This is a genomic window from Staphylococcus sp. 11-B-312 (assembly GCF_016743055.1).
GTDB lineage: Bacteria > Bacillota > Bacilli > Staphylococcales > Staphylococcaceae > Staphylococcus > Staphylococcus ureilyticus.
The window spans coordinates 211,922-226,207 of the sequence record NZ_CP068241.1 but is presented as its reverse complement, the minus strand read 5'-3'; the positions used below and the strand labels follow the sequence as shown (position 1 = coordinate 226,207).

Genomic DNA, 14,286 nt, shown 5'->3' with positions numbered 1-14,286 from the left:
TAAATGTCCTATTTTATGCTTTTAGCAAAATGTGTATATAATGCTTGCGCCTGTCCTTCATCTTCCAAGCCATAAACATTCATACGACCATCTTTAAATAAAGTAATATCGATTTCGTTATAAGAAAGTAATTTAGCAAAGCTATTGCCCTTTTTAATTTTGGCAGGTAGGTAATGTGCATATTCAAAAATATTTTCATCGAAACGAAGCAAAAATGTATTGCCACATTGAGATTCTACGTTTGTATGTTGAGGTTGGTTCAGTAAATCATATCTCTGATGTACACAAATGCTACAATCGTCATTTTTAAGTTGGTTGATATTCACTGTATGGTACTGGATTGAAAAAGTATCTAGCGTTATTAATTTTTGAGAGAATCCAGATGCTGTTATCCAACGTAATAATTCTGAAACTTCCATGCTAGCTACTTGGTATATAACTGTAGGTAACACACCATTAATAGAACAACTTTCTGCAGATTCTGGCATCTTATCGAGCACACATTTTAAACATGGGCCTTTATAATCAATACCATAAACGGTACCTTGACTTCCGATTGCTGCCCCATAAATCCAAGGTATCGAAAATTTATGGCATACTTCGTTAATCAAGTATCTAATTTTAAAATGATCCATGCCATCCATGACGATATCAGGATTTGATTTTCTTAAAATGTGTTCAATGTTGGTGCAAGTTATTTCTTTGTATAATGTGTTGATTTTAATATTAGAATTTATATCTAACAAATGCTTTTTTAGTGCTTCCACTTTAGGCATCATCGTTTGTGCATCGTTTTCAGTATAAGTGGCTTGTCTATGCAAATTTGATAATTCTACAATATCCATATCAATAATCGTAAGCTCGCCAATCCCCATACGTGTTAATATTTCTGCACAATGACTTCCTAACGCTCCTGCTCCTACAATCATCACATGTGTTTGCGCTAGTTTACGCTGGCCTTGTTCACCAAAATTTTTATAGCGTATTTGACGAGAATATCTTTCCATCATAAAAATCCGATGCCTTCTGTTGGACTTGAAGCTTGAGCTGTGTACTTAACTGGTATTCTCCCTGCTTGATAACTCATTCTTCCTGCTTGAATACCCAATTTCATGGCTTCTGCCATTTTCCCTGGATCTTTCGCACTAGAAATTGCTGTGTTTAATAAAATGGCGTCGGCCCCTAATTCCATAGCATGACATGCATCTTTTGGTGATCCAACCCCTGCATCCACAATTACGGGTACATTGGCGCGTTCAATAATATAACGTAGATTTAAAGGGTTGTTTATTCCTCTTCCTGTACCAATAGGTGAAGCTAGTGGCATAATCGCGTGTACTCCTAATTCTTCTAAACGCTTAGCAAGTACAACATCATTTGAAATGTAAGGACACACTGTATAACCTTTTTCTAGTAAAACCTTGCACGCCTCATATGTTTCTAGCGGATCAGGTAGTAAGGTTTCCTGATCACCTATCACTTCTACTTTAATCATGTCACAAAGATTGGCATGATTAGCAATTTCTGCAATTCTTATCGCTTCCTCAGCTGAAGTTGCTCCAGCAGTATTAGGAAAAGTAACAAAATTTGATAAGTCAACTTTTGCTAAAGGATTAGGAAATTTCTCATCATATAAGTTCATTCGACGTACTGCAAAAGTTAAAACCTCTGTTTCAGATGCATTTATTGCCTCTTTTTGAATGGCTTCTGTTTCAAATTTACCAGTACCTAATAACAATCTTGAATTAAATTCAAATTTTCCTATTTTAAACATCTTATCCGCCTCCTACAAATTCTAATAATTCTAAACAATCTTTATCATTAACGATATGATTCTGAAATTGGTTTTGCTTAATTAATTTTTTATTATGTTCGACAATCACTCTTTTTTCGTCTAAACCAAGTGTTTGCAATACCTCTTGTATATTTAAAGGATTTTCAAATGTGAAATTATCACCATTAATAATGCAATGCATCATGATTCATTCCTTTCTCGCTTATTGATTAGTAAATCATTAATTTTGTGTTGTTTCATAATGTAACCATGCTCTGTGTAACGCTTGTACTGTTTTTATTGAGTGATTAAAAATAGAAATACCTGCGATACCTTGAAATCCCTTAGGCAAATGAGGCATAGTTGTTAAATTAATGCCACCTAATGCGATTACGGGAATATCACTTTTCAATGCTTCATTGACCTCACTAAATGATCTAGGGGTTAACCCCTTTTTAGACTTTGTTTCAAATACGTGCCCATAAAGTACAAAATCTAAATTTAAATCTTCTGCATATTGAATTGCATGGCTACTGTGTGTAGACATACTTATTTTTATGTCTGAACAATGTTGTTTTAAAGCACGGATTTCCTCATCATTTTCTCTAAAATGTATGCGTGATAAGCCGCAAGATTGGAGTACACGATAATCACTGTGAATAATAATTTTATCTTTTGGAAAATGTTGTTGCTTTAGTTGGTTAATCCATTCAATCTTCTCAGAAGTACACATCGGTGACCTGACGATGAGATAATCAATATAAGGTTCAATTTCACAATAATTCGCGCTATCTTTCTTGGTTAATTTATGATAATTGGTAATCGCAATAATCACTATAATCACTCCTAAAAATAAAAAAAACGTTACTTTTCCAAATAGGAAAAATAACGTTAATATGAACGGACTAATACGGTTTATAACGCCACTTTTCCTACGCCAGTACAAACTGGATCAGGTTCAAGGAATTCTAGCGTATCACGCTCGTCTCAGCCTTTTGTCATAAAGGCACTTCCAGTGGTCTAAACTTATCTCTATTTAATTGATATGCATTTTATGTTTATTTCATGTTTAATTTAACGTAAAAACTGTATTTTTTCAACCGTCTATATTTTTTAAGCTTTTTATTTTCCAGGAAATATCATAAGAAATAGTGACATAATTGCACCGATATTATAATTTTATTGCGATAACTTTAATAATTCTTTTGTTATTTTTTTGGTATCACCATAGATTTTTTTATATATTGCAAAATACTGCTTATATTGCATATGGTTTTCTATACATGGTTCAAATACTTTATCATATTGTATAAATTGTCTTACCATCTCAGCGGTATCATGAAACCACCCTACACCTTTTGCTGCTATCATCGCTGCACCCATACTTGGTCCCTCTTCATGCTTTAATTTATATACTTTAGCGTTGAAGATATCAGCTTGTAATTGAAGCCAAAAATCACTTTTAGCTCCACCACCAATAGAAGTCATTTCTTTAATTTTTTTATCATTTTCACGTAAATAATAGATAGATTCATATAATGCAAAAGTAATACCTTCAATAACCGCGCGAGCCATATCTTTAATCGAATGCATACGGCTTAAGCCAATAAAACTTCCTCTAATTTGACTATCCCCATGAGGTGTACGTTCTCCTGATAGATATGGTGCATATATTAAACCATTACTCCCTATAGAAGACTGTTTTGCTTCATCCAAAATTTGACTATAAGTTAAATTTGGAGCGATGTTTTTTTGAAACCATTTCAAACTATCTCCTGCAGCTAATATTACTCCCATCGCATAAGATTTTTCAGGGAGTACATGATTAAAATGATGTATATTGTGATAATAAGTACCCGTATGCTCAGAATCACACGCTAGTATCACACCAGAAGTGCCGATACTGCATAATGTATCGCCATCGTTAATAACACCTGCACCTAATGCACCACAGGCATTATCTCCACCCCCAGCAAATACTGCCACATCATCACCCATACCTAATTCATCTGCGATTGAAGTATTGATGTATCCTACAAATTTTTGTGATTCAATTAAATTGGGACATAGTTGATATACACCATAATACTCACAAATTTTTTTATTCCAACACTTATATGCTATATCCATTAACAACGTGCTTGAGCCATCAGAATATTCCATATTTATCGTATCTGTGAATTTAAATCTCACATAATCTTTAGGCAATAAGAACACATTTGCTTTGGACCAAATCAATGGTTCGTTTTCTTTTACCCATAACAACTTAGTTAATGTAAATCCTTCTAACACAGGATTATCCATTACATATTCACCAAATTGCTGTTTTATTTGTTCGCATTGAAAAGTGGATCTTGTATCATTCCATAAAATGGCATTTCTAAGTGGTTGAAATTGATGATCAAGCAGTACTAAACTGTGCATTTGGCCAGAAAATGAAATACCTTTGATCTTCATATTTGCTAACTTTACAGAATTTAATAAGTACTTAATGCAATCTTTAGATGCTTTAAACCAATCATCTGGATTTTGTTCACTAAAACCTGTTTGTTGATTAATAACATCGATGGGTTCGCTGACGCTATCTAAAACGTCACCTCTTTTATTAATAGCAATGGCTTTAACAGAACTTGTACCGATATCTATGCCTAATACAATCTCTTTCACATATACCATCCTTCAATTTATAGTTATTTTCAAACTATTTATTTTAAATGTCGTTCACGCTATATTTATAGCACAATAAATTTGAAAATAAAAATTATTTTTACAAATAAAATATTTTCGATTCAATTTTTATACAATAGACAAACAAGGATATTACATGGTTTAAGTTTGATATAGCAAGAAAAGTGGCATTAAAATTTTCAGCACTTTAAATACATCAGTGATTTTTTAATTCATAAAAATTTGCTAAAAACTGAAATAAAAAACGCCAAGATTTAATTTTTATATCTCAGCGCTTAAACGTATTGGTAATGATAATTCATACAACTTTTTATTTATCTAAAATAATAATTTAGAAGCATAAATAACAATTACCACAGTAATTGAACTTAATAAAGTTGATAAAAAGACAAGTTCTGCTGCAAGTTCAGGATGATTGTCATACTCTTGCGCTATCACAGAACTATTTACTGATGTTGGCATTGCTGAAGCGATAAAAAGTGTTTGTGCAATCACTCCTTCAATACCCATGATTTTTATAATGATTAATGCGATAGCTGGTCCAATGACTAAACGTACAAATATAAAAATATATGATAGTGACCACTTGAAAGTAAAGTTTATATTCGCAATTTGTGCTCCTAGCATGATTAAAGCAATTGCAATCATCGCATCTGCCACATAATTAGCTGGCGTCCAAATAAATTCCGGTATGGGGATATCCGCATAATTTAAAATAATTGCAAGTAACAAAGCGTATAGCACTGGCATTTTAAAATACCCTAACATCGCTTTTAACTTTCCAATTTGTGCAGACTGTATTGCAAAAATGCCATACGAAAAAGTGAAAATATTTTGTAATGATAAAACGATGACTTGAACAGACATCGCGAGTGGATCTCCCTTAAACACTAAATCATTAACTGGTACACCATAATTTCCAGAATTAAAAAATAATACACTATTGGTTAACGTCGTAGCTTCCCCTTTATCCCTCTTGTTTATTAAAGTTAAAGCTTTGCCCACGATATATAAACAAATTATGTATATTATAAAGAAAACTACAATATATAATAATAAATGTAATTCAAAATTTGTCTTATAAAACTTTACAAAAATAAATCCTGGTACAAACACATATATATTTAATTTCGCTAAAGTTTTTAAATCTAGTGTGAACTTTTTCTGTAAGATAAATCCCAATACAATCATTATGAAAATAGGTAATAATACACTTTGTAATATATATATCATTTCACTCATTATATAACACTTCCTTGTAAGAAAATTTAACACTAGACATATTTCATTTGTGTTTAAGTTAAATTTAGATATCTGACCATTAAAATTATGTCGTTGATATACTTTGAAAATATAAAAATTAGGAGTGAAATAAAAATTGATAAATTAGAAATCAATTTTATATTTCAACTCCTATATCGTATCAATAGAATGCTAAACTTTGCTTTGTTCATACTATTTTAATATGTGCATGATTTAATGGAGCACTTTACTATTTAAAGAGGTTTATAACAATAAAATAATGAATTATTCATCTTTACGGTTATCCTCATTGCTATTAGTCGTATTATTTATGTGCTTTTGATCATCGTTATTATTTTCTTGCTCTCTTTTGTTTCGTTTTTTTTCTTCCAAAATTGACATAACTATAAAGCCAATAACCAATAGCGGTGTAAGTATACCAATCATCATCATCATTTAGCTCACCTCATTCGTTAATTTCAATTTAATGTCTATATTAACCTTTACTATCAATTTACATGTTTTTATTATCTTCCTCAATAGAACAACTTATTTTATTGCATTTTAATTTAGTTTAATAACAATACAATTTATGCTACTTGATTTGATATTACCCCAATTTGTATACAGCATTCTATTTTTTGGACGCTAAACTCACTAAAATGCTACTTTTATGATTCTCATTTTATGGAAATCAATACCCTATGACATCTTGCTAATTAGCTGGAATACTGACTTAATACAACGCTGAAAATATTTTCAATTATTCAGTACTTCAAAATTATTCACGAATTGTTCGAATTTATCACTATTTTTACGCTCAATAATAGAATATATTATAAACAGATGTAAAAATTATCCATTTTTTTAGTTTTAGAATTTTATTTTATTATAATTACGCAACATTAATTGACGTATTAATTTTAAAAAGAGTACTATTTAAATAAATGAAATTAAATTTAAGTATATCTACATTTCCAAAACAAATTTATTGCTCTCACTCCCAATACCTTAATACTTAATCTGATTCTCATTTTACATAAATTGATGCTAACTTTTCTAGCAACATTTAAGGAATGGAGGGTTTCAATGGATTATAATCACATCATTTATGATGAAGGTGATCAATTAGAACATTTAAATACACCTAACTTTTCCAATATATATTTGGTTATTTCAGGTATGATTCATTTCCAAAAAGTAAAATCAAATTTTATATTTCATCGAGGCGATGTATTTGTGGTATACGATTTCGAAGAAAATCTCATTGTACATCGAGAAGGTATGCTTGCTTGTATTTCAATAAATAATTTAAGTTATCATCGTTTCACCTTAATCAATCGAGAAAATCTTCTAGAAAAATATAAATTAAGTAAGTTGATTACCGAAACTTATATTACAACTTTAAAAAATATTTTAGAAAATAATTTATTTAATGGAGACATCGGAGTTATTAAATTAATTAATTACCTCAATTCATCTCAAGCAAATATATATGGTCAGTTGACTTACTCGAATAAATTAATTAAAAACGTTGTAGAATATATTAACCAACATTACAAGCAACCATTAACGCTTAATTTACTAGCTAAAACATTTTACGTAAATAGTAGTTATTTATCTAGAGAATTTTCAAAAAAAATGAATATTTCATTAATCAAATACATTAAAAAAGTTAAAATCTATAGTTTATCTAGGGATTTATTAACAAATGGCAATAGCGAATCAATTTGGGTAGATTATGGGTTCCGTTCATACAATACTTATTTGAGAGATTTCAAAAATGTGATGCATATGACACCAAAAGATTTTATAAAAAAACATAATTCTAAAAATACAAATACGAAGATAGAACCACATCAATTATATAACCAACTCCAATTAATTTTAGATACAATCAAATCTGAATAATATATAAAAAATCCAAGTTTACCTATCAAAGGCAAACTTGGATTAAAAATTAATATTTATATTTATTATCCTCGTCAGTATCGGAATAATTTTCTTTGATTTTTTCTTGTTCGTTCTCTTTTTGATTTTCAGATAATACATATGAGTTATTATGTTCATTTACTTGTGACCCATCTTTGATAAAGGGATTAGCATCATCTTCTTCATCTCTGCTATAAATAGGTTTTTGAGGTTTTCTTACTAGCAACATGATACCGGCTACTAACCATAAAATAGCAGTAATCCAGTTACCGATTAATGAAATAACACCCACAATGATTAATAAAATGCCGGCAGCTTTGGCTTTTTTACCAATTAACACTGCACCAATAATCGCCACTATAAGTAGCACAATAGATAATACTAGTCCTGCAGTTACCAAGGCACTTAACATATTAATAACCGCTTCTCCATTTTCATATGTGATTGAACTATCATCTTCCATCATTGCTTGTATCATTGCATTTTTATTGTCACCATTTCCAATTAATGGTAAGAATATTGCCAGAACAATTACACCTAATAGCTGTAAACCAATACCAATCCAGGCAAGTATACGTTCAGCTGTTCTTTTCATTATGTTTCACCCCTAATTAAAAATTTATGTTTTTCAGTTAGTATACGCTTGAAATTATATCATTTAGTATACTAATCCTGTAGCTACAAGTCCATGTATAACTCATTTAATTGCTTAGTAATTATTTACTTTTTCTAAACGCTTCATCGATTCGTTCCAATTGATTTACAAAATCTTCTATTTCTTCAAGTGAAAATTGGTTACCTAAGCGATTTTTCACTGATTCACTCATTGCTGAAGTCGCTTGTTTTAAGAAACTTTCACCTTCTAAACTTAATTGGACTAATTTAATTCTTTTATTGTTTGAGTGTGCCCTTTGCACATAACCCATTTCTTCAAGTTTACCGATTCTTTTTGAAGCAGCTGTTTTAAATATATTTTGTAGCCCAGCTAACTCATTAATCGTAACTTGACCTTTTGTTTGAATAATTCTCATCGCTTCAATTTGTTCTCTTGAAAGTAGGTTTGTGAGAGATGATTCATTCACCATTTCAATAATTTCTTTGTTTAAATACAGCATCACGATTTGAAATTTGGTTATCGCTTTCTCAATCGATGCATCTACATCATTCATCACTTTATCCCCCTTTATAAGTTACTTGAATTCGATAGAAAGTGGTAATTTTTCACGTTTATTAAACCATAATAAAACTAAATATTGTAAAATCATCATTACGATAATGATTCCGATAAGTAGAGCTACAACAAATCCAAAGTCGAAGTGACCTGCATTAGTGAATATTGCTTCTCTATATCCTTGAATAGCATAGGACATTGGTGAAAATGGATGTATCCATCTATAGAACGTTGCAGAAAGCTCTATTGGGAACATACCTTCACTTGCACTCAATTGTAAGATTAAAAGAATCATTGATATAAAGAGTCCTATTCTATCTAAGAATAATGTTAGGAATGATGTGATTGTAATTGCTGCAATAGCCCATAATAACCCTACTAATATAAATTTCCAGACATTACCAACTGACATATTAAATACAAATAATACCCAACTACTCATGAACAATGCAGATAACGCACCTTGAACAATATATAATGCAAATTTTCCTAAAGTTTGTCTTATTGAAGTTGTAGATTTATCAATCGTTTTTCTCAATGGATAAATCGCACTAAACGATAGCGCACCAACAAATAAACTTACACTTGCCATATAAGGAACAATTGTTGCACCATATTCATCAGCATTCGTCGGATTATTTTCTTTTACTTTAGTAACATCATTAAGCGCTTTTTCATTTTCGGATTCAAATGAAACATTGTTTTGCTGACTCACTGCGTCGTCTATTTTTGATTTTAATTCGTCATTATTAGCCTGAAGCTCTTTCAACCCATCTGTTACTTGCTGATTTCCTGATAATAACTTTTGAGCTGGTTGACCTACCATCGGCGCCATTTGTTGAATACCATTTGTCACTTCTTGATTACCATCAATAAGTTGTGTTTCTGCATCAGACATTTGCCCTAATGCATCAGATGTATCTTGATAACCTGATTGTGATTTTTTAGCACTAGCGAATAATTCATTCAAATAATTTGATCTAATATTATCTTTTATAGATTCAGTCACTGTATTGATAGCTGAATTTGCAGATTGACTGCCCGTATAGCTAGAGCCTGGGTTCACCTTAGTTTCCAGATTTATTTTTTTAGGATTTTCATCTAAAATTGTCGTTGCATTGGATGAAGCATTCTTGGGAACGATAATTGTTCCTACACTTTCACCTCTATTCAATTGCTTATCTGCTTCTTTTTCAGAAACAACTTGAAAATCAAACTTATCATTATCTTTTAATTTGTCTACTAAATCATCACCGATAGTAATATCTTTATTATTAAGCGTTGCTTTTTCATCATGGTTGACAACAGATATTTTTAGATTTTCTGTCTTGTCGTATGGATCCCACATTGAACCAACAAACAAAGCTACATATAGCAATGAAATAAGCGATATAGCAATTAAAGAGACCACTAACATTTTATTTTTAAAAATAAATTTAAATTCATTCAACATTTTCCAACTACCTTCCTTTAATCGTACATCCCGTGTACTATAAGATAAAAAAAGACTAAAACAAAAATATTTGTCTTAGTATAATGCGTATGACTAAGTATTTAAAGGGGTGAAAATACATTAGTACACCCCATGTACTTTTAGTATATTACGCGCCTTAAATTTAAATGTCAAACCCTTTTTTCAAAAATTTTATGGTTACTTTTTATGAAAATGTTTTCAAAATATACAAAGAAGTTTTACTTTAAAATCTATATTGTTTCATCACTTTTTATACTTATTAATAAGTCCTTTAGGTATATGACAGTAGTCATTTGGAAATTTTGATAATCTGTCTTGATGTGCTTCTGCACTTTTAACATAATTCGTCAGTGGCAATACCTCTGTAGCTATAAGATGATGATCTTCAATTGCATCTATGTATGCCTGTGCTTCTTTTAAATGTTTTGCGTCTTCACTATATAAGCCAGTTCTATATTTTAATCCTATATCTTGACCTTGTTGATTTACACTATAAGGGTCAATAATTTCAAAAAGATACCCCATTAAATCAGAAACAGATACTTTTTCCGGTTCAAAACTCGTTTTAATTACTTCTACATAACCATCATATTCTCCATCAAGTGTATGCGTAATACCATTTGCCCTACCAGCTTCTGTTTGAATGACACCTGGTAATGTCTTAACGAATGCCTGAACACCCCAAAGGCATCCACCTGCTAAATATACAGTTTCCATTCTATCCTCTCCTGCTTTATTTCATTGATTAATAAAAGTATAGCCACCTCAAGCATATGATGCAAACGCCTATATATTGATGGTTTATTTTTTGTTAATAGGGAAAAATTATAATAGAGAATAAGGAGGTATAACATGCCTAAAGTTAAAGAAAGATTATTAGAAGATATTGAAGAAAAGCCTTCAAGAGCTGACAGTGATTTTAATTCAGAGAAAGAAATGCAACAAAATGCTTTTGAACGATTAGGCAAAGATGTAGTGATTATAGAAACACTTTCTATTATGAATATTATCTTTGCTATCAGTACAATTAGTTTAGTAGTTGCACTTATCTTTACAAATAAAAATAAGTAAATTTATATACATGTTCTTTTCATTGATAATAAATTTGAAAAGAACATGTTTTTTATCATAATTCAAATGCTCTTCAAAAAATTTTTGACAATATTTAGTTTTACAAAATTTTTAAATTGAATATTGTTCCTTTTTTGTTACAATATAGTGAGGAGAATTTCGTCCTTTTATAAAAGCATATAGCAAACATTCATAATACCATTATGAATGATAGCCGCACGACATCACTAAACTATTAATTTTATATAAAACTATTATAAACAGAAATAAATAAGAGGAGAATAGAATTATGGATTACAGAGTATTATTGTATTATAAATATACAACGATTGAAGACCCAGAAACATTTGCTACAGAGCATTTAGATTTTTGTAAAGATTTGGAGCTTAAAGGACGTATCTTAGTATCAACTGAAGGTATTAATGGTACTGTATCAGGAACAGTTGAAGCAACAGAAAAATATATGAACGCATTACAATCAGATGAAAGATTCAAAGGAATTACTTTCAAAATTGATGAAGCAGATGGTCACGCGTTTAAAAAAATGCACGTGCGTCCTAGAAAAGAAATTGTAGCATTAGATTTAGAGCAAGATATTAACCCTAAAGAACTTACTGGTAATTATTTATCACCTAAAGAATTTAAAGAAGCATTATTTGATGATGACACAATTGTTATCGATGCGCGTAATGATTATGAATATGATTTAGGACATTTCCGTGGTGCGATTCGACCTAATATTACTCGTTTTAGAGATTTACCAGACTGGATTAAAGAAAATAAAGATCAATTTATGGATAAAAAAATCGTCACTTATTGTACTGGCGGTATTCGCTGTGAGAAATTCTCCGGTTATCTATTAAGAGAAGGTTTTGAAGACGTCAGCCAACTTGAAGGTGGTATCGCCACTTATGGAAAAGATCCAGAAACAAAAGGTGAGTATTGGGACGGCAAAATGTACGTATTTGACGAACGTATCAGTGTAGATGTCAATCAAGTTGAAAAAACTGTTGTAGGTAAAGAATGGTTTGATGGGACACCTTGTGAACGTTACATCAATTGTTCTAATCCTGAATGTAACCGTCAAATTTTAGTATCTGAAGAAAATGAAGCACGTTATTTAGGCGCTTGTTGCCATGAATGTGCTGAACACGAAAATAATCGCTATGTTAAAAAACATGGTATTAGTGATGAAGAAAAAGCAAAACGCCTAGAAAACTTTAAACAACTTGTCTAGTAAATGATGCTTTGAAACACTGTATGAACATACGATAATGTCATACAAAATATTAGACATATCTATCAAGTTAACAAAAAAATAGTCTGGGACATAAAGTTCTTGGACAAGTGAAAAGGCAATTTCTATATTATTTCAATAGAAATTGCCTTTTTTCAATACTGTTTTAATTATAGTTAGCTCATTGAGTTACTACTTGGATTGATATAGTGTTTTATTTTTTAAAGTATTTAACGTAAAAGTACATATGAATACATTGTATTTTGGCGAGACGTTTGCTGGAACAAGACAATCTGAAGACGAGACAGACTGAATCTGTCCCTGAGAAATCGAGCCAACAATATGCTGCAGTATTGAATAATCAAAGAAACACTCAGATGGATTGAATTAAATCATATGAGTGTTATTTTTCTAGGGTTTATGTTTCAGTACCTTGTCTTTTTAAAATTACTTTTTTTTACATAATTAGCTACCGCACGCTTTATATTTATTGAGATTTTTACATTTCACTTACTATTTGAGCAACATAATGATAACCTTTACTTATCAATTCTAATTATTAAGATTTATTTTACTTATAATAAATATGTGCTAACGTAAAAGTAAATGAATATTGCATTATTTTTCATCACATAAAATTTTTAGAGATAGAAGGTTGCTTATGTTTATTTTTATTCTTTCAGAAGTTATTTTGCCTATTTTACTTCTGATATTGTTGGGTTTAATACTTCAAATAAAATTTTCTTTTAATCTTAAACACTTTTCCACTTTAATAACATACTGCTTAATGCCGGCATCAGTATTTGTAAACATTTACCAAATTAACATTGATATACCTTTATTACTAAACATAATATATTATATTATCATTTTCAGCGTTATTTTAATTTTACTTGGCAATTTAATTTCTAAATGTCTACATTTAGAAAAAGGAGAAAGTGCTGCTCTAAAAAATAGTATTTCGTTAATGAATTCAGGAAATTACGGGTTACCAGTCAGTCAACTCGTATTTAGTCATAATCCAATCGGTGTCTCAGTCCAAATTTTCATTTTAGTATTTCAAAATTTACTCACATATTCTTATGGTATGTATAATCTACTATCAGCTAGTAAATCAATGGCAGATATCACACGCGGATTTTTACGTCTACCAGTTTTTCATGCACTTCTACTAGGAATTATCTGCCAAGTTTTTACTGTTAAGCTTCCCAAAACGATTTTAATTCCCCTCGATCAACTCTCTGATGGATTTGTAGCTATAGCACTGATTTTGTTAGGAGCACAACTTGCCAGAATTAAAATCAACTTTTTCCATCGCGTTATTTCATGGTCACTTATTGGTCGTTTAATAATAAGTCCAATACTTTCTTTAGCAGTTATCTATTTATTAGGTTTAGACGGTGTTGTGGCACAATCACTTTTTATTGCTAGTTCTTTTCCTACTTCAAGAAATACTTCTACGATTGCCATGGAATATCAAATTGAACCGGAATTACATGCACAAATTGTATTGTTTTCTACATTATTTAGTATTTTTACAGTTACCACTGTTATCTTTTTATCTCGTATCTTATTTTAAAAATTGGTAATGATAACATATTTATCCCATAACAAATGCGCATATAAAAATACCAGCCATCCAATATATAAATGAAAGACTGGTATTTTCAAATTTTTGTAGTTAATTTGAAGATATT

Annotated in this window: 15 protein-coding genes and 1 riboswitch; of the genes, 4 read left to right on the top strand and 11 right to left on the bottom strand. The window is 30.4% G+C overall.

Annotated elements, in window-relative coordinates:
- Positions 1–8: 8 nt before the first annotated feature.
- From JG554_RS01025 to JG554_RS00995, 7 genes are all read right to left on the bottom strand, one after another.
- On the bottom strand, positions 9–1,007 hold the full coding sequence (locus JG554_RS01025) for a HesA/MoeB/ThiF family protein (RefSeq protein WP_070038894.1): 999 nt from the start codon (positions 1,005–1,007) through the stop codon (positions 9–11).
- Positions 1,007–1,774, bottom strand: coding sequence for a thiazole synthase (locus JG554_RS01020; protein WP_046206951.1), 768 nt, complete (start codon positions 1,772–1,774; stop codon positions 1,007–1,009). Before JG554_RS01020 ends, JG554_RS01025 begins: the two co-directional genes overlap by 1 nt.
- A 1-nt stretch (position 1,775) precedes the next feature.
- Positions 1,776–1,976, bottom strand: coding sequence for a sulfur carrier protein ThiS (gene thiS / locus JG554_RS01015; protein WP_046206950.1), 201 nt, complete (start codon positions 1,974–1,976; stop codon positions 1,776–1,778).
- 39 nt (positions 1,977–2,015) lie between these two features.
- The gene (locus tag JG554_RS01010; RefSeq protein WP_081338782.1) at positions 2,016–2,609 is read right to left on the bottom strand and encodes a thiamine phosphate synthase; all 594 of its coding nucleotides are present in this window, start codon (positions 2,607–2,609) and stop codon (positions 2,016–2,018) included.
- 76 nt (positions 2,610–2,685) lie between these two features.
- Positions 2,686–2,798: riboswitch (TPP riboswitch) on the bottom strand.
- Positions 2,799–2,953: 155 nt separating this feature from the next.
- Positions 2,954–4,441, bottom strand: coding sequence for a xylulokinase (xylB, locus tag JG554_RS01005; protein WP_046206949.1), 1,488 nt, complete (start codon positions 4,439–4,441; stop codon positions 2,954–2,956).
- A 339-nt stretch (positions 4,442–4,780) separates the two neighbouring features.
- Positions 4,781–5,704, bottom strand: a complete 924-nt coding sequence (locus JG554_RS01000) for an AEC family transporter (RefSeq protein ID WP_046206948.1) — start codon at positions 5,702–5,704, stop codon at positions 4,781–4,783.
- A gap of 285 nt (positions 5,705–5,989) precedes the next feature.
- The gene (locus tag JG554_RS00995) at positions 5,990–6,160 is read right to left on the bottom strand and encodes a hypothetical protein (protein WP_155390634.1); all 171 of its coding nucleotides are present in this window, start codon (positions 6,158–6,160) and stop codon (positions 5,990–5,992) included.
- Positions 6,161–6,793: 633 nt separating this feature from the next.
- Here JG554_RS00995 and JG554_RS00990 point away from each other — a divergent pair.
- On the top strand, positions 6,794–7,615 hold the full coding sequence (locus JG554_RS00990) for a helix-turn-helix domain-containing protein (RefSeq protein WP_203265343.1): 822 nt from the start codon (positions 6,794–6,796) through the stop codon (positions 7,613–7,615).
- 49 nt (positions 7,616–7,664) lie between these two features.
- Here the strand turns inward: JG554_RS00990 and JG554_RS00985 are convergent, their stop codons facing one another.
- The 4 genes from JG554_RS00985 to JG554_RS00970 form a co-directional block, all read right to left on the bottom strand.
- Positions 7,665–8,231, bottom strand: a complete 567-nt coding sequence (locus tag JG554_RS00985) for a DUF4064 domain-containing protein (RefSeq protein ID WP_046206947.1) — start codon at positions 8,229–8,231, stop codon at positions 7,665–7,667.
- A gap of 121 nt (positions 8,232–8,352) precedes the next feature.
- Positions 8,353–8,805 (bottom strand): MarR family winged helix-turn-helix transcriptional regulator, encoded by a 453-nt coding sequence (locus JG554_RS00980; protein ID WP_046206946.1) that lies wholly within the window; start codon positions 8,803–8,805, stop codon positions 8,353–8,355.
- A 21-nt stretch (positions 8,806–8,826) separates the two neighbouring features.
- Entirely contained in the window at positions 8,827–10,260 is a 1,434-nt protein-coding gene (locus JG554_RS00975) for a YhgE/Pip domain-containing protein (protein WP_070038840.1), read from the bottom strand.
- A gap of 264 nt (positions 10,261–10,524) precedes the next feature.
- Positions 10,525–10,998, bottom strand: coding sequence for a peptide-methionine (S)-S-oxide reductase (locus tag JG554_RS00970; protein WP_064209973.1), 474 nt, complete (start codon positions 10,996–10,998; stop codon positions 10,525–10,527).
- A 135-nt stretch (positions 10,999–11,133) separates the two neighbouring features.
- Here JG554_RS00970 and JG554_RS00965 point away from each other — a divergent pair, with 135 nt between their 5' ends.
- From JG554_RS00965 to JG554_RS00955, 3 genes are all read left to right on the top strand, one after another.
- Entirely contained in the window at positions 11,134–11,352 is a 219-nt protein-coding gene (locus JG554_RS00965; protein ID WP_046206943.1) for a hypothetical protein, read from the top strand.
- Positions 11,353–11,641: 289 nt separating this feature from the next.
- Complete coding sequence (gene trhO / locus JG554_RS00960; protein ID WP_046206942.1) at positions 11,642–12,589, top strand: oxygen-dependent tRNA uridine(34) hydroxylase TrhO; 948 nt, start codon at positions 11,642–11,644, stop codon at positions 12,587–12,589.
- A 661-nt stretch (positions 12,590–13,250) separates the two neighbouring features.
- A complete protein-coding gene (locus JG554_RS00955; protein WP_046206941.1) occupies positions 13,251–14,168 on the top strand; it encodes an AEC family transporter in 918 nt (305 codons plus the stop codon).
- Positions 14,169–14,286: the final 118 nt, after the last annotated feature.